Raw genomic sequence first — 15,287 nt, forward strand, 5'->3', positions numbered from 1 at the left:
GCTACCTTCGCTCACGCGCGGACTCGAAATAAGCTTTTCTGGGCGGTAGCCCGCTCCCTGGCGCGTCGGCGCCCGCCCGAGCGACCGGGGTGCACCGGGCCCCCGCGTGTTCGTCGTCCGCTTCCCCTACGGGAAGCCGTTGCGCGGTGTCAGGGGCGCCCCGAACCCCGTCGGCCGACCGGCTCGGCGCGGGGCCGGTGTTCCCGGTGCCCCGTCGGCAAGGGGCAGAAAGAGGGCAGGCCTGGCGGACCATTCCACCCAGGCCCCGGCGCAAGCGAGGGCAAGACCGCACGGCTCGCCTCGCTGAAGTGCGGCCATGGCCCCGGCGAGGGGGTTTGCCAGCAGCCGGGTGTTCTCCTCGAAGATCTCCTCGGCGCGGCGGTAGGAGAGCCGGGCCCGGCCGGTCTCCGGGGACACGTCGAGCGTGGGTGTTCCGGCCGGGGCCTTGCGGTCGGTGAGGAACAGCGGGCTGCGGGTACGGCGGGCGATGAGGCGGGGCAGGAGCTGGGCGGTGCCGGACTGCCAGTGGATCCACTCGGTCGCCCCGCCCTGGCGGTGATCCTGCCGCGCTTGTCCTGCGGGTGGAGGTCTTCCACGTTGAGGGCGGCCGGATTGGTCCGCCGCAGGTCGCGGTGATCACGGTAGGGGCTCTGCCGCAGTAAATCCGGTATGTGCTGCGGTAGTTGTGACTACGTCTCCGCGATCGAGTAACCGCCCGAATGCCTTTCTGCTGTGCGGACTTGAGGGGAGTGGACTGTCAGTGCCCGGGGCCAGCATGCTTGCCTGGGTCATGCCCCAGATCCTCCGTCACGGGCAGGCACTCGGCGAGCAGGTCGACGACGTCGCGCCAGGCTCGCTGCGCGTGCCGTGGGTGGTAGCCGACGCCGGGACGCACGGTGTGGTCGACCGGCGGGTGGTGGAAGGCGTGCAAGGCGCCGCCGTAGACCGCGAGGCGCCAGTCGACGCCCGCAGCCTGCATCTCTGCGGTGAACGCGTCCCGTTGCGCGGGCGGCATGATCGGGTCTTCCGACCCGACCCCGGCCCACACCGGGCAGCGAATGCGCGCCGCCTCGCCCGGTCGGCCCGTGGTCAGTGCGTTGACTGTCCCGATCGCACGCAGGTTGACGCCGTCGCGCCCGAGTTCCAGCCCGACGGCGCCCCCGGTGCCGTAGCCCACGGCGGCGATCCGGTCGGGGTCGGTCCGCGGTTCGGCACGCAACACGTCGAGCGCCGCATGGCCGATGCCCCGCATCCGATCGGGGTCGGCGAGCAGCGGCATGCAACGGGCCAGCATCTCCTCGGGGTCGCCCAAATAGCGCCCGCCGTGAAGGTCGAAGGCCAGCGCTATATATCCCAGCTCGGCGAGAGCATCGGCCCGGCGGCGCTCGACGTCGCTGAGCCCCGTGCCCTCTGGCCCGAGCAGCACCGCGGGCCGGCGGTCGACACCGGCCGGGAGAGCGAGGTGCCCGATCATCGTCAAACCGTCGGCCGGGTACTCGACCGTACGCGTCGTAATCGTCGTCATGAGACTGGACTGTAGTGATCGTCGAGCCCGGTCCGGCCGGTGTTCTGCCGCTGGCAGAACAGCGCGCGTATCCCTCTGAAATACGGCGAGGGCCCACAAGAACCGTCACAAACCCCGCCCCCACGGCAGCGCTGTCGGATCACCTGTCCAGGCCACGGTGTTGGAGGCTGACCCTCGCGGCAGGATTAGTTCAGGTTTTACAAGTCCAGCTACAGCGGTTCGCAGGGCGAGTGCGTGGCAGTGGCGCGCAACGTCCCGCAGGTCACGGCCATACGCGACAGCAAGGATCCCGCCGGCCCCCTCATCTCGTCGTGGGCGCAGGCGCGTGGGCTTCGTTCATGGAGACGTTGAAGGCTGACGAGTCCGCGGCTCTCTGAAACGGCTCGTGCCGCCTGGTGGGAGGAGAGCGATGGCAAGTGCCCGGACCAGGAGCTTGGTCCGGGCGCTTCTCGTCGCCCGCCGGCCTCAGCGCAAGGCTTCAAGCGCCTTAAGGACGAGCGCCCGTGCCTCCGCGCCGTACACGGCCATGCTGCGTAGTTGTTCGAACGCCTTCAGGTAGAGGGCGATTTCGGAGGGCTGGGTGATCCTCACGCGCGCGGACACCAGCTCGACCGACACGAGGCTGTCGTCGTACACATGGAACGTCTCACGCGGCCATTGCACCCGCTCGCGCGTCGCCATCGGGATGACGCCGAGCGACACGGACGGTAAGGCGCCAGCCGTAAGCAGGTAGCCCAGCTGTGCGGCCATCGCGTCGGCGTCACCGACCTGGTAATGCAGCGCCGCTTCTTCGACAAGCAGCACGAATCGGTGCCTCGGCTCGTGGACGATGCGGGAGCGCTCGACCCGTGCACGCGCGGCCTCCGCACTGTCATCGAAAGGGAGTTCCCGGAATGCGGCGACGCTCCGCAGCACTGCGGACGCGTAGCCCTCGCTCTGCAACAGGCCCGGAACCAGGGTTGAGGAATACACGCGGAACAACTGAGTCTCGCGGAAAAACTGCACCGAGTTGCTCTGCAACTGCTTCAGCCCATTGCGCAACTGATGTCGCCACTCGGTGTACATCGACTCGGCGTTCAATGACTGGACGATCAGGTCGTCTGCCTGCTCCTCCGTCTGACAGGCACGGCACCACAGCCTGATGTCCTTGGCGGAGGGAGCAGTGCGGGCATTCTCGATGCGGGACGTTTTGGCGTGGTGCCAGCCACATTGGTCAGCCAGCTCGGTGACCGTCAGCCCGGCGCTCTTGCGGAGATCGCGCAGCCTCTGTGCGACGGATTCACGGGCGGCCTGGGCAGATGAGGAGGGAGATATGGGCATGAGCTGGCTGTACCGGTGCTTCCTGCTAGTGGATCTCGTACTGGTCGTGCGGGACAGCTCTCGACCACACTGCCTCGAACGCGTCGGCGCAGAGCTTCGCGGCGGCCGGATCGTCGGTTACCTCTTCGCTCATCGATGAGCCGTCGCCGGCAAAGTGGTTCCAGCGGATCCACTGTTCGTCGAAGAGCCAGAAGTCATTGCCTGGCAGGGCGATGTCCGAGGCGAGTCGACGGGGCAGCCACCGCACCTGTTCGCCCGCGGCCACGTTGGTGAAGGTGCCGTCGTACAGGAACCTGGTGTACTCGCTGACCGGCTCGGACACGATTCGGGCCCGGCGCACGACGACGCCCCTGGACACCGTCTCCTCCATGAGGTCCAGCCATGGCCGCCACCAAGACTGCCGGTCTGCTGGGTTGTGGCGGAAGCCGTTCTTCCAGTCGGCGAACGGGCCCTTCTCGTAGTCGACGGCGTAGGCGTCGCGCATCTCCAAGTGCACAGCGGAATGTCTGCAGTTAGAGATCAGTTCGTCAAACGCCCTCGACGGCATCGCACGCCTCCCGAATCATGTGCACCATCCTGGCCGGGATACGGATCACTGCCTCGTGGTCCGGGATCCCCTTCGCGTGCCCGGGAATCTCCGAGGCAGCGCACTCTGCTTCAAGTTCGGCGCTCGGCTTCCAGCCTTGGAGGACGAGCTCTTTCATCTCTTGGTCCACCCACACGGTAGGACTTTCATCGTCACCGGTATTCGGGTCAATCCCGATGAACCGTAATGTCATGGCAACCTCCTGTGATCGATGGGGCAGAACGGTCTGCTCCGATCCGTGCTGCTAGTGGATCTCGTACTCGTCGTGCGGGATGGCGCGGCTCCACCGCCTCGAATGCATCACCGCTCTGCTTGACGGCAGGCGGTCGGAAGCCGAAAGGCAATTACTGCCGTTCGGCTTCCAGCTGTGCGCTGATGTGCACCACGATCGTGGGATCCATGTGCCTGGTCAAGACTGGAAAGCGGCCATCTCGCCTAGAAGAGGGCTTGTGTGCACATCGATGCACATTCATGGCCGAGGCGCACGCCACGCCTCTAGCTTCGTGACTGCGCAGCTCCGATTCTTGGTCCCGGGTGGGTCGCGCCCAGGGCTGAACGACTCCCACCGGAAGGCATTCCAGTGAGCACTCCCATGGCTACGACGTACCGGTGCCCCGAATGCGACGACCTGGAGCGCGGCCGGAATCAGGCCGCAGCGGCCCGGGACCTCAGCAGGGTGACCGACTTCAACGTCCTCATCGCACGCCATCGCGCGCGACACCAGCCGAAGCAGTGAAGAGGCAGGGGAGCCGCATCGCGCTTACGGGCTTGAACGAGCTGCGGCTTCGGATGGCCCGTAGCGATTGCTGAACCCGGGTCGTCGGCAGGGCGGCGCTCCGTCAAAAACCGCGGCGCCCCTATGAAAACTCCCGCCCCGGCCGCCATTCCCTGGCAGGACACGGCCGGAGCGGGCGGGCCCACACAAGGACGTGGGGCCCTCGCACGTGCACGGCGACGCGCGGACCGACCGTGCGCCGACACAGCACCTGAGGAGATGACCATGCGATACCGCCTCGATGCGGTCAAGTACAGCGGCGATGAGGACGACAACAACGGCGGCAACCCCAACGGTGGCTGCGGCGACGGTCAGGGCTGTGGCCGGCAGTAGTCCGTGATGAGCCTGGGTGGCCCTCGTCCCCCACACCGGGCGAGGGCCGCCCGTTCGGAGCAGTGCACGCGAGGCGTTCGTACCAGGGAGAGAGATGGCCGCACCTCATCACCACGCCTACGTCTGGCTCGGCAGCGGCGATGTCCTCGTCAAGCCGGGGGATGCGCACCGGCGGCCGGACCATCCGGAGTTCCGGTCCGCGCAGGTGATGCCGCTGGAGTGCGCGGACTGGCTGTTGAAGCCGGCCGAGCGAATGGAGGCGACGTTCGTCGAGCCGAAGGAGGGGGCCGAGTGGTATGCGGGGCAACTCGCGCGATATGCCGAGCTCTTCGTCGGGGCGTCGGTGCCGGACCCGTTGTACGAGGAGACCGTGCGGGCCCTGGCTGCCGGGGAGGACCGGGTCGGGGGGTGGTGGGTGAGCGGCGGGCGTTTTCTCTCGGTCAATCTGATCGCCTGTAGTCCGCATCGGGTGCGGCCGGAGTACACCTGCCCACAGCGGTAGCCCGGGCGCATCCCCGCCTGCCCTCAGGGGCGTGTCTCCCCGGTCTCCGTGGGCCCGGGAGACATGTCCTGGTCAGCCGCGGTGAAGGAGCGGAGGGTGTCCTCGCCGGTGGTCCACCGGACGCCGAGCCGCTGGCGGGTCAGACGCCAGCCGCCGCTGTCCCGGGCGAAATCCCAGTCGTAGGGGCCGCCCATGGCGTACGGCGAGGAGGTCCGGCCGGGGGCGGCGACGGCCACGAACCACATGTAGCCGACGCCGGTCGCCCGGTCGCCCCGCACCTCGAAGTCCATGTTGAGGATGTGGTGCTGCATGCTGACGTACGGTGCCTCGGCCTCGACGACCTTGGCCAGGATCGCCTCCCTGCCGTCGATCCACTCCCACGGACCGAACTCCAGGACCGCGTCCTCGGTCCAGCACTCGATCCAGGTGCGCCAGTCCTTGCGGTCCAGCGCGCGCCAGCCGCGGATCAGCAGCGCACGCAGGGAATCCTTGTCCTCCAGGCGCTGGAGGCGCCGGGCGAGGGTGCGGGTGTCGTCGGTGCCGGGGGAGGTGGACACAGGTGCTCCTCTGGGGTGATCGCGGACAACGACGGCGGCGGGCGACGGGAGTGCTGGTGTCGGCCGGATGCGCCGGGTCGGGTCAACTCTGGGCCGCCGGCGCCCGGTCGGCCAGGACGGGGCGTGGCTGGGTGCCGCACACCCAGGCAGCCCAGGTACCCCAGGCACATACCGGCTCGTACGTCCTGATCGGCTCCGGCTTCAGCCGCCGGCGGAGCCCCGCCCCGCCCTCAGTCGACCCGCCAGGCCGAGGAGAAGTAGGCGCGCGCGGCCAGAAGCAGGAGCACCGCGCCGATCGCGGCGGTGAACATCAACTCTCCCTCTCCCGCGGGTGCGTGTGGGCCGGTGGTCAAGACGGTGGGCGGGGCGTGGGGGTTCCGTCGGTGCGTCCGTGCGTCCGTGCACCGACGCCTGTCGCTACCTGGTGGCGAACGCCGACCGCATGCGCGTGCCGTTCACGATCACGACGACGCCGAGCAACAGCACCCCGCACACGCCCTGTTCGGCTTTGAGCCACAGGGGGAACGCGCCGGGAATCGCGAGGATGACCGCGATGGCCGCCAGCATGATGCCGGACGCCAGTCGCAGCCGCAGATAGGACCGGCTGTGGCCGCGGCTCGTCCGCACCGCGAACGAGACCATCAGCAGCGAGGTGGCGACCACGATGGAGGCGCGCACCCACACCGCGTCCGTGACGAGGTCGGGGTGGTGGCGCAGCAGGATGATGGCGACGAGGGTGAGCGCGCTGAGCGCGGCATAGCAGCCGACGAGGAGTCCGGTGCTGCGGAACGCCTGCCGGACGCTCGGATGACGCAGATCTCCGGCGGGCGATGCGACGGAGTCCGGCTTCGGGGTGCTCATGGTGATCCTCTCTGTGGTGTGCGCCGACTCTCCTGGGCCGGCGCCCCGCATGCCGTGCCGCACGGGAAGACGACGGTCAGGCGGCCGTGTCCAGGGTCCGATCAGCCCGCCGCCGCTTCGTCGTCCACACGAACGAGACGCGCCCCGGCCGTTGTCAGGGACCTGCGGGGGCCGTCCAGTAGTGGATGCCCGGCCCGATCTCAGGGGACGGCCCGCCAGAGGGCGTAACCGGGAGGCGGAGGAAAGAGGAGCGGAGCGACTCTCCCCACGTGCAGCCGCTCCGCTGGGCTCCTCCGTCGGACCGGGCCGTGGCGCTGCCACTGCCACTGCCGGGCCGCAACCTCTTGATCTTCGGTGTTCGGGCCGGTGAGGGGAACCCGGATCCTCATGACGATGTGTGACCGATTGATAACCTCCGTGCATGACGGAAGAGGGGCGCAGCGGGGGCGACTTGGGCGAGTTGGGGATGGTTTCCCGGTGTGCGCCGAGCGTTCAGCAGCTGGAATCGTTCCTGGCGCTGGCGGAGGAGCTGCACTTCGGCCGGGCGGCCGCGCGGCTGTTTGTGACGCAGCCCGCGCTCAGCCGTCAACTGCAGGCGCTCGAAGAGCGGTTGGATGTGTTGTTGGTGCAGCGCTCGCGTCGTCATGTCGAGATCACCGCGGCAGGGGAGGCGCTGCTGCCGAAGGCGCGTGCCGTGGTGGAGGCGATGGCCGGTCTGTGCCGGGCGGCCGGCGCCCATGCCCGACAGGTCGATGGGCGGCTGGTGATCGGTTCCATCGGTGCCGAGGCCGCGATGCCGTACACCGGGGCCATCCTCGACGAGCTGCACACCCGCCATCCACGGCTGCGGACCAGCGTCCGTGGCCTCGATCTCGCCACCCATTTCGACGCGTTGGAGCGCGGCGAGGTCGATGTGATGTTTCTGCGTCCGCCGGTGCCGGCCGGTATCGAGACGCTGCCCCTGGCCAGTGAGCCGCGGGTGGCGTGCCTGCCGGCCGACGACCCGCTGGCCGGGCGGGACGAGGTGCGGCTGGCGGAGCTGGCCGGGCGCACCGTGGTGGACATTCCGCCGCCGTGCCCCCGGGTGTGGTGGCGGTTCTGGGCGGCCGATCCGCGTCCGGACGGCTCGGTCGTGCGGTACGGGCCGATGGTGCCGGACATGGAAGCGCTGCTGCTCGCCGTCTCCCGGGGCGAGGCCATGGCCTTTCTGCCGGCCGCCGCCCGGCACTTCTTCCCCCGGCCCGGCGTCGGTTACGTGGCGGTGCCGGATCTGCCGCCGGGTACCGCCGCCCTGGCGTGGACCGCCAGGAACCGCGCCCTGCCCACGATCGTCGCCATCCGGCAGGCGGCCGCCGCCGTGCTGCGACAGGCACCCGCGGCCCGGGAGGGCTGGACCCCGGCGGCCCGGTAAGGCCGGTGCGGTCCGCACCACATCCGTCCCGAGCGTGGGTGCCCGCTGCGGTAGCCCGCAGACCGGCCACGGCCGGTCGTGGTGCCGAGCGGCTGTCGGCACCGAGCGGGGGGGCGTCAGCCGTCGCCGGGGGCTCGCCAGATATTGCTGAAGGCCTCTTCGTCGATGGCTCGCCGCTGGCGTTCGAATTCCAGCTCCCGCACCGCGTCATGGACGGCGGCGAGCACTGTGGCCACCGCGTCGTCGGCCACCTCCGGCGGGTCTTCCGTGCGCCCGCCGCGGATCCCGAGGGCCGCTGCAAGGTCGGCGAGGACGGGCTCCTGCGAAGCCAAGCGGTCCGCCGCCGCGCGGCGCGCGGGCGAATCGGCCAGCGTCAGCGGACCGGTCCCGACGCGCAGCCAACGGCGGCGGGGCTGGGTGAGCTGCCCTTCCGCCTCAAGGGCGGCCAAATAGGCCGTGGCGAGGCCGCGGCCCCTGCGCCACAGCCAGTCGTCGACCGCCTCGTACGGCGGTTGCTGGGCGACCGACGACGCGGCTTCGTCCATGAGGCGATCCGCTACGGCCGGCCGGTAGCCCGGCACGATGCGATCGCCGTCCAGGCTGATGGCCTGCGCTTGAAGGAGGTCGATCAGCTCGGCTCCCGCGAGCGCGAGCGACAGCTCGCCGCGCTCCCGAGTGGGACTGGACTCCATGTCCATGGCAACGAACAACAGGTCCCGCGGTGTGGTCATGAAGGGCTCCACGTCAGGGGCATCGGGAGCGATGCGTCGCTGAGCAACCGACCCGGCATCCGGCGTGCCGCCGGCGGCACCGGGCGCGCCTCTCGGCCCGCCGGTGAGCGCTCCCTCCTACGAGCTTATGGAGCGAGGACGGCGACTGCATCCCACGCCGGGCACGGCCGCCGGGGGAGCGCCCGCCGCGCCACCCGCCAGGGCTTCAGGTCACAGCGGTGGGCGTCTCCTCAGCGGTCGCGCGCACGCTCCGAGCCCGTCGCCTTCCCGATGACGTCGCGGGCCAGTGCGATCAGGTCCGGGATGCGGGGATGGCCCGGGCCGTCGCGCCAGGCGATGACGACCGGGACCGGTGGTGCGCCGGTCAGCGGGACGTAGGCCATGGCGGGGTGCGGATGCATCTCGGCGGTGGCGGAGGTGGTGACGCCCACGGCGCGGCCGCCGGTGATGGCGGCGATCCAGTCGTCGGTGTTGCCGATGGTGATCGACGAGGCGGGGCGGGCCCCGGCGGGCCACAGGTCGAGGGTGGTGATGCCGGAGACGGTGTTGAGGGCGATGGTGCGGTCGGTCAGCTCGGTGAGGGAGAGGGCGGTGCGGCCGGCGAGGGGGTCGTCGGCGGGGAGGCCGGCGACCCGGGGTTCGGTGGCGAGCTGCTCGGTGATCACGCCGGGGGCGCGGACCTCGCCGCGGAGCAGGGCCGCGTCCACGTCACCGCGGGCGAGACCGGCGGTGCGGTCGTCGATGCGGAGGAGTTCGAGCGGGGTCTCGGGGTGCTCCTCGCGCCAGCGGCGCAGCAGCGCGGTGGTGTCCGTCCCGGCGGCCGACCAGGCATGACCCAGGCGCAGCGGCCAGTCGGTGTGGTGGGCGGTGGCGAGCGCCCGGTCGAAGGCGGTGACCGCGATCCGGGCCCGGTCGCGGAACGCCCGGCCGTCCGGGGTGAGCGCGAGATGGTGCGTGGAGCGGTCGACGAGCCGGAGCGCCAGTTGCTGCTCCAGCTGGCGCAGGGTGCGGGAGACGGCCGGCTGGGTCAGATGCAGGCGCTCGGCGGCGCGGGTGATGCTCAGGGTTTCCGCGATGGCGAGAAAGCAGCGGAAATGACGCAGCTCGATGCTCATGCGCGCGGAGCATAACAACAGGGGAAATGGCATTTCACGGACGGGAAGGGCGGGCCGTAGCGTGGTGGCGTGAACGCTTCGTCCGAGAGCCCCGAGGGCCGTGTGCCCGCCACTCCCGCACCCGCCACCCCCGCCCCCACCGTGCCCGCCGGTGCGGGCATTCCCTACCCCGTACCGCCCTCGCCCGAGGTGCTGACGGCGGAGGCGCAGGCCGGGATTCCCGTGGCGGCGGGCGCGCGGGGGCGGATCGCCTCGGTGGCGCTGGTCATCGGCGGGATCGTCTCGCTGCAGTTCGGCTCGTCGGTGGCGGTGCTGCTCTTCCCGCGGGCCGGTGCGCTGGGTGTCGTCACGCTGCGGCTGGTGGTCGCCTCGCTGGTGCTGCTGGTCGTCTGCCGTCCCAAGCTGCGTGGCCATACGCGGGGCGACTGGGCGACGGTGCTCGCCTTCGGCGTCGCGCTGGCCGGCATGAACTCGCTCTTCTACCAGGCGATCGACCGCATTCCGCTGGGCGCCGCGGTCACCCTTGAGTTCCTCGGGCCGCTGGTTCTTTCGGTGGCCACCTCGCGCCGGATGCTGAGCCTGTTGTGGGCGGCGCTGGCGCTGGGCGGTGTCGTGCTGCTGGGGCGCGAGGGGTTGGACGGGCTCAACCTCGCCGGAGCCGCGTTCGCGCTGGCGGCCGGCGGGCTGTGGGCCGCGTACATCCTGCTCTCCGCCCGTACGGGGCAGCGCTTCCCGCAGGCGGACGGGCTGGCGCTGGCGATGACCGTCGCGGCGCTGCTCAGCCTGCCGCTCGGTGTCGTCAGTGCGGGGACGGCGCTGCTGGACCCGGTCACCCTGGGGCTGGGCGCCGCGGTCGCCCTGATGTCGTCGGTGCTGCCGTACACCCTGGAGCTGCTGGCGCTGCGCAAGCTCCCGGCCTCCGGCTTCGCCGTGATGATGAGCCTGGAGCCGGCCGCCGCGGCCACCGCCGGGTTCCTCGTACTGCACCAGGCGCTGGGCTGGGCCGAGGTGCTGGCGATCGGGCTGGTCGTGGTCGCGAGTGTGGGGGCGGTACGGAGCGCGGGGGCGGGCTCGCACTGAGCGCGGGGGCGGGTCGCACTGAGCGCGGCCGTGCCCCCGGGCCGTCCTCCTCGTCCCTCTGCTGTGTCGCAAAGACATCGGTGGCACCAAAAATCATGCAGGCGTGCTTGATTGTTTCCGGCGGCGCTGCCACGCTCGGAGCGCACCCGCACCACACCGCACCCGCACGGCCGCAGCAGTGGCCGTCGCTGCCTGCCAACCTGCCCCGCTGTCACGGCAGTTGGGACGACGAGGGGAGTGTCGCGTGTCCGATCCCGGCGCCGTACTGGCCGATCTCAGGGCGGAGAGCGAGGAGTTGGACGCGCTGGTCGCCGGGCTGCCGGCCGACCGCTGGGCGGCCCCGACGCCCGCCGAGGGGTGGACCATCACCCATCAGATCGCCCATCTGGCCTGGACCGACCGGCAGGCGCTGCTCTCGGCCACCGACCCGGAGGGCTTTGCGCGCGCCGCACAGGAGGCGTTCGCCGCGCCGCTGACCTTCGTCGACGAGGCCGCCGAGGCCGAGGCCCGGACGCCGCCGGCCCAGCTGCTCGACGACTGGCGGGACGGCCGCGCGCAGCTGCAAAGGGCGCTCGCCGAGCGGCCGACGGGCGAGAAGCTGCCGTGGTACGGGCCGCCGATGAGCGTGGCGTCGATGGCGACCGCCCGGCTGATGGAGACCTGGGCGCACGGTCAGGACGTGGCCGACGCACTGGGCGTCACCCGGGCCCCCACCGCGCGGCTCCGGCACATCGCCAGGATCGGGGTGCGGACCCGGGATTTCGCCTACGTGACGCATCACCTCACCCCGCCCGCCGAGGAGTTCCGGGTCGAGCTGCGGGCGCCGGACGGCAGTGTGTGGGAGTACGGGCCGGAGGAGGCGGCGCAGCGGGTGACCGGGGAGGCGCTGGAGTTCTGTCTGCTGGTGACCCAGCGGGCGCACCGTCGCGATCTACCGTCCCTGCGGGCCGAAGGAGCCGACGCGGAACGGTGGCTGGGCATCGCGCAGGCCTTCGCGGGGCCGCCGGGCAAGGGGCGCGCACCGTCGGGGAAGGAAACCACGGCGTGAGCGGCGCCCCGGCGGACGGGAGTCCCGGCATAAGCGGCGCCCCCGTGGACGGGAACCCCGGCATAAGCGGCGCCCTCACGGACGGGACCCACGGAAGGAACAGCGCCCCCGCGGACGTCGCCCAGCCCGTGCGCCACCCCATAGGTGCGGACCCCGCCCTGCTCCGGATCGGCAACGCCTCCGGGTTCTACGGCGACCGCTTCGACGCCCTCCGCGAGATGCTCACCGGCGGGCCCCTGGACGTGCTGACCGGTGACTATCTCGCCGAGCTGACCATGCTGATCCTCGGCCGGGACCGGCTGAAGGACCCCACGCGCGGCTATGCCAGGACCTTTCTGCGGCAGTTGGAGGACGGGCTCGGGCTGGCCGTCGAGCGCGGGGTGCGGATCGTCGCCAATGCGGGCGGGCTGAACCCGGCCGGACTGGCCGACGCCGTACGGGAGTTGGCGGACAAGGTCGGGGTCTCCGTCCGGGTGGCGCATGTGGAGGGGGACGACCTGCTGGGCCGCGGGGGGTGGGGCGAGGGGGTGCTGACCGCCAATGCCTACCTGGGCGGTGAGGGGATCGCCGCGTGTCTGCGGGCCGGTGCCGATGTGGTGGTGACCGGGCGGGTCACCGACGCCGCGCTGGTCAGCGGCGCGGCACAGGCGCACTTCGGCTGGCGGCCGCAGGACCTGGACCAGCTGGCCGGGGCGGTGGTCGTCGGGCATGTGCTGGAGTGCGGCACCCAGGCCACCGGCGGCAACTACTCCTTCTTCGGGGCCCACGACCTGCTGCGGCCCGGCTTCCCGCTCGCCGAGATCGCCGCCGACGGCAGCGCGGTGATCACCAAGCACCCCGGCACCGGCGGCGCGGTCACCCCCGGCACGGTCACCGCCCAGCTGCTGTACGAGACCTCCGGCGCCCGCTACGCCGGGCCGGACGTGACGGCGCGGCTGGACACCGTACGGCTGACCGAGGAGGGGCCGGACCGGGTCCGGATCGACGCGGTGCGCGGCGAGGCGCCGCCGCCGACCCTCAAGGCCGGGCTGACCCGCCTCGGCGGCTGGCGCAACGAGGTCACCTTCGTGCTGACCGGGCTGGACGTCCCGGCCAAGGCCGCGCTGGTCCGGCGGCAGATGGAGGCGGCCCTCGACGCCGCGGAGCACCGCCCGGCCGAAGTGCGCTGGACGCTGGCCCGCACCGACCGGGACGACGCGGACGTCCAGGAGGAGGCGAGCGCCCTGCTACGGCTGGTGGTGCGGGACGCCGACCAGGACGCGGTGGGGCGGGTGGTCAGCGGCGCCGCCGTCGAGCTGGCGCTGGCCAGCTACCCCGGCTTCCATGTCACCGCGCCGCCCGGCAAGGGCACCCCGTACGGGGTCTTCGAGGCGGTGGCGGTGGACGCGGCGGAGGTGCCGCACCGCGCCGTACTGCCGGACGGCACCCGTATCCACGCTCAACCTGCGCCCGAATCCCAGGAGTTGGTGCGGCTGCCCGACCCGCCGCTCCCCGAGCCGCTGCCCGCCGGGGCCACCCGGCGCGGGCCGCTCGGCCTGGTCGCCGGTGCCCGCAGCGGGGACAAGGGCGGCTCGGCGAACGTCGGGGTGTGGGCCCGCACCGAGCAGGGCTGGCGCTGGCTGGCCCATGAGCTGACCGTCGAACGGTTCCGGCAGCTGTTGCCGGAGACCGTCGGCCTGCCGGTCGACCGGCACGTACTGCCGAATCTGCGCGCGCTCAACTTCGTCGTCGACGGGCTGCTCGGCGAGGGCGTCGCCGCCCAGGCCCGGTTCGATCCGCAGGCCAAGGCCGTGGGGGAGTGGCTGCGCGCGCGGCACATGGACATACCGGAGGTGTTGTGGTGACCGTGCTCGCAACCGGGCTCGACCCGGCGGGCGCCGAATACGCCGAGCGTCGTACGGCGATGCTCGCCAAGCTCGCGGAGGTCGAGGCCGCACACGCCGAGGCGACCGCGGGCGGCGGGGAGAAGTACGTCGCCCGGCACCGGGGGCGCGGCAAGCTGCTCGCCCGGGAGCGGATCGAGCTGCTGCTCGACCCCGACACCCCGTTCCTGGAGCTGTCCCCGCTCGCGGCCTGGGGCAGCGACTACCCCGTCGGCGCCTCGGTGGTCACCGGCATCGGCACCGTCGAGGGCGTGGAGTGCCTGATCACCGCCAACGACCCGACGGTGCGCGGCGGCGCCAGCAACCCCTGGTCGCTGAAGAAGGCGCTGCGGGCCGACGAGATCGCCTTCGCCAACCGGCTGCCGCTGATCTCGCTCGTCGAGTCCGGCGGCGCCGACCTGCCCAGCCAGAAGGAGATCTTCATCCCGGGCGGCGCGCTGTTCCGGGACCTCACCCGGTTGTCGGCGGCCGGCATCCCCACCATCGCCGTGGTGTTCGGCAACTCGACCGCGGGCGGTGCCTACGTCCCCGGCATGTCCGACCACGTGATCATGGTCAAGGAACGCGCCAAGGTGTTCCTGGGCGGACCGCCGCTGGTGAAGATGGCGACCGGCGAGGAGAGCGACGACGAGTCGCTGGGCGGCGCCGAGATGCACGCCCGTACCTCCGGCCTCGCGGACTACTTCGCCCTGGACGAGCCGGATGCGCTGCGCCAGGCCCGGCGGGTCGTCGCCCGCCTCAACTGGCGCAAGGCGCAACCCGATCCGGGACCCGCCGCCCCGCCGAAGTACGACGAGGACGAGCTGCTCGGCATCGTCCCCGGCGACCTCAAGGCGCCGTTCGACCCCCGCGAGGTCATCGCCCGGATCGTGGACGGCTCGGACTTCGACGAGTTCAAGCCGCTCTACGGGACGAGCCTGGTCACCGGCTGGGCGCAGCTGCACGGCTATCCCGTCGGCATCCTCGCCAACGCCCAGGGTGTGCTCTTCAGCGCGGAGTCGCAGAAGGCCGCCCAGTTCATCCAGCTGGCCAACCAGCGCGACATCCCGCTCCTCTTTCTCCACAACACCACCGGCTACATGGTCGGCAAGGAGTACGAGCAGGGCGGCATCATCAAACACGGCGCGATGATGATCAATGCGGTGTCGAACTCGAAGGTCCCGCATCTGTCCGTCCTCATGGGCGCCTCGTACGGGGCCGGCCACTACGGGATGTGCGGCCGCGCCTACGACCCCCGCTTCCTGTTCGCCTGGCCGAGCGCCAAGTCCGCCGTCATGGGGCCGCAGCAGCTGGCCGGCGTGCTCTCCCTCGTCGCCCGCGCCTCGGCCGCGGCCAAGGGGCAGCCGTACGACGAGGAGGCGGACGCCGGGCTGCGCGCCATGGTCGAGCAGCAGATCGAGTCGGAGTCGCTGCCGATGTTCCTGTCCGGGCGGCTCTACGACGACGGGGTCATCGACCCGCGCGACACCCGAACCGTCCTCGGCCTGTGCCTGTCCGCCCTCCACACCGCCCCGGTCGAGGGTGCGCGGGGCGGCTTCGGCGTCTTCCGGATGTGAGGCA

The 15,287-nt window shown here is 71.5% G+C and carries 18 protein-coding genes; 8 read left to right on the forward strand and 10 right to left on the reverse strand.

From position 1 onward, the window contains the following. Positions 1 to 126 precede the first annotated feature (126 nt). Together BKA18_RS21895 and BKA18_RS21900 are read right to left on the reverse strand one after the other, a co-directional pair. A complete protein-coding gene (locus BKA18_RS21895) occupies positions 127 to 417 on the reverse strand; it encodes a hypothetical protein (RefSeq protein ID WP_429638509.1) in 291 nt (96 codons plus the stop codon). 340 nt (positions 418 to 757) lie between these two features. Continuing rightward, positions 758 to 1,525, reverse strand: coding sequence for a dienelactone hydrolase family protein (locus BKA18_RS21900; protein ID WP_366048542.1), 768 nt, complete (start codon positions 1,523 to 1,525; stop codon positions 758 to 760). A 240-nt stretch (positions 1,526 to 1,765) separates the two neighbouring features. Here BKA18_RS21900 and BKA18_RS21905 point away from each other — a divergent pair, with 240 nt between their 5' ends. Then, entirely contained in the window at positions 1,766 to 1,876 is a 111-nt protein-coding gene (locus BKA18_RS21905) for a hypothetical protein (protein ID WP_429638760.1), read from the forward strand. A gap of 114 nt (positions 1,877 to 1,990) precedes the next feature. On the opposite strand, the gene BKA18_RS21910 is transcribed toward BKA18_RS21905, so the two are convergent. The 3 genes from BKA18_RS21910 to BKA18_RS21920 are packed head-to-tail and all read right to left on the reverse strand — an operon-like array spanning position 1,991 to position 3,624. Continuing rightward, positions 1,991 to 2,845, reverse strand: coding sequence for a helix-turn-helix domain-containing protein (locus BKA18_RS21910; protein WP_366048540.1), 855 nt, complete (start codon positions 2,843 to 2,845; stop codon positions 1,991 to 1,993). 25 nt (positions 2,846 to 2,870) lie between these two features. Beyond that, entirely contained in the window at positions 2,871 to 3,392 is a 522-nt protein-coding gene (locus tag BKA18_RS21915; RefSeq protein ID WP_366048539.1) for a DUF6879 family protein, read from the reverse strand. Next, the gene (locus tag BKA18_RS21920) at positions 3,373 to 3,624 is read right to left on the reverse strand and encodes a hypothetical protein (protein WP_366048538.1); all 252 of its coding nucleotides are present in this window, start codon (positions 3,622 to 3,624) and stop codon (positions 3,373 to 3,375) included. The genes BKA18_RS21915 and BKA18_RS21920 overlap by 20 nt, the downstream gene beginning before the upstream one ends. A 399-nt stretch (positions 3,625 to 4,023) precedes the next feature. Between BKA18_RS21920 and BKA18_RS21925 the strand changes: the two genes are divergently transcribed. Together BKA18_RS21925 and BKA18_RS21930 are read left to right on the forward strand one after the other, a co-directional pair. After that, positions 4,024 to 4,167 (forward strand): hypothetical protein, encoded by a 144-nt coding sequence (locus tag BKA18_RS21925; RefSeq protein WP_366048537.1) that lies wholly within the window; start codon positions 4,024 to 4,026, stop codon positions 4,165 to 4,167. 466 nt (positions 4,168 to 4,633) lie between these two features. Then, positions 4,634 to 5,041 carry a hypothetical protein gene (locus BKA18_RS21930; protein ID WP_366048536.1) on the forward strand — a complete coding sequence of 136 codons (408 nt, stop codon included), beginning with the start codon at positions 4,634 to 4,636 and terminating at the stop codon, positions 5,039 to 5,041. 23 nt (positions 5,042 to 5,064) lie between these two features. On the opposite strand, the gene BKA18_RS21935 is transcribed toward BKA18_RS21930, so the two are convergent. From BKA18_RS21935 to BKA18_RS21945, 3 genes are all read right to left on the reverse strand, one after another. Continuing rightward, positions 5,065 to 5,598 (reverse strand): nuclear transport factor 2 family protein, encoded by a 534-nt coding sequence (locus tag BKA18_RS21935; RefSeq protein ID WP_006603799.1) that lies wholly within the window; start codon positions 5,596 to 5,598, stop codon positions 5,065 to 5,067. 230 nt (positions 5,599 to 5,828) lie between these two features. Further along, a complete protein-coding gene (locus tag BKA18_RS21940) occupies positions 5,829 to 5,951 on the reverse strand; it encodes a hypothetical protein (RefSeq protein ID WP_366048535.1) in 123 nt (40 codons plus the stop codon). Positions 5,952 to 6,015: 64 nt separating this feature from the next. After that, positions 6,016 to 6,459, reverse strand: a complete 444-nt coding sequence (locus BKA18_RS21945; protein ID WP_366048534.1) for a hypothetical protein — start codon at positions 6,457 to 6,459, stop codon at positions 6,016 to 6,018. A 466-nt stretch (positions 6,460 to 6,925) separates the two neighbouring features. Here BKA18_RS21945 and BKA18_RS21950 point away from each other — a divergent pair, with 466 nt between their 5' ends. After that, on the forward strand, positions 6,926 to 7,870 hold the full coding sequence (locus tag BKA18_RS21950; protein WP_366048568.1) for a LysR family transcriptional regulator: 945 nt from the start codon (positions 6,926 to 6,928) through the stop codon (positions 7,868 to 7,870). A 116-nt stretch (positions 7,871 to 7,986) separates the two neighbouring features. On the opposite strand, the gene BKA18_RS21955 is transcribed toward BKA18_RS21950, so the two are convergent. Next, on the reverse strand, positions 7,987 to 8,601 hold the full coding sequence (locus BKA18_RS21955; RefSeq protein ID WP_366048533.1) for a GOLPH3/VPS74 family protein: 615 nt from the start codon (positions 8,599 to 8,601) through the stop codon (positions 7,987 to 7,989). Positions 8,602 to 8,831: 230 nt separating this feature from the next. Continuing rightward, entirely contained in the window at positions 8,832 to 9,716 is an 885-nt protein-coding gene (locus BKA18_RS21960; protein ID WP_366048532.1) for a LysR family transcriptional regulator, read from the reverse strand. 141 nt (positions 9,717 to 9,857) lie between these two features. Here BKA18_RS21960 and BKA18_RS21965 point away from each other — a divergent pair, with 141 nt between their 5' ends. The 4 genes from BKA18_RS21965 (at position 9,858) to BKA18_RS21980 (ending at position 15,283) form a co-directional block, all read left to right on the forward strand. Beyond that, a complete protein-coding gene (locus tag BKA18_RS21965) occupies positions 9,858 to 10,796 on the forward strand; it encodes an EamA family transporter (protein WP_429638761.1) in 939 nt (312 codons plus the stop codon). 244 nt (positions 10,797 to 11,040) lie between these two features. Next, positions 11,041 to 11,844: a TIGR03084 family metal-binding protein gene (locus BKA18_RS21970; protein ID WP_366048531.1), complete on the forward strand. Its 804-nt coding sequence runs from the start codon at positions 11,041 to 11,043 to the stop codon at positions 11,842 to 11,844. A gap of 128 nt (positions 11,845 to 11,972) precedes the next feature. Next, positions 11,973 to 13,688: an acyclic terpene utilization AtuA family protein gene (locus BKA18_RS21975; protein ID WP_429638762.1), complete on the forward strand. Its 1,716-nt coding sequence runs from the start codon at positions 11,973 to 11,975 to the stop codon at positions 13,686 to 13,688. Further along, positions 13,685 to 15,283 (forward strand): acyl-CoA carboxylase subunit beta, encoded by a 1,599-nt coding sequence (locus BKA18_RS21980; RefSeq protein WP_366048530.1) that lies wholly within the window; start codon positions 13,685 to 13,687, stop codon positions 15,281 to 15,283. The genes BKA18_RS21975 and BKA18_RS21980 overlap by 4 nt, the downstream gene beginning before the upstream one ends. Positions 15,284 to 15,287: the final 4 nt, after the last annotated feature.

It is taken from the genome of Streptomyces auratus, assembly GCF_050433025.1.
Classification (GTDB): domain Bacteria; phylum Actinomycetota; class Actinomycetes; order Streptomycetales; family Streptomycetaceae; genus Streptomyces; species Streptomyces sioyaensis.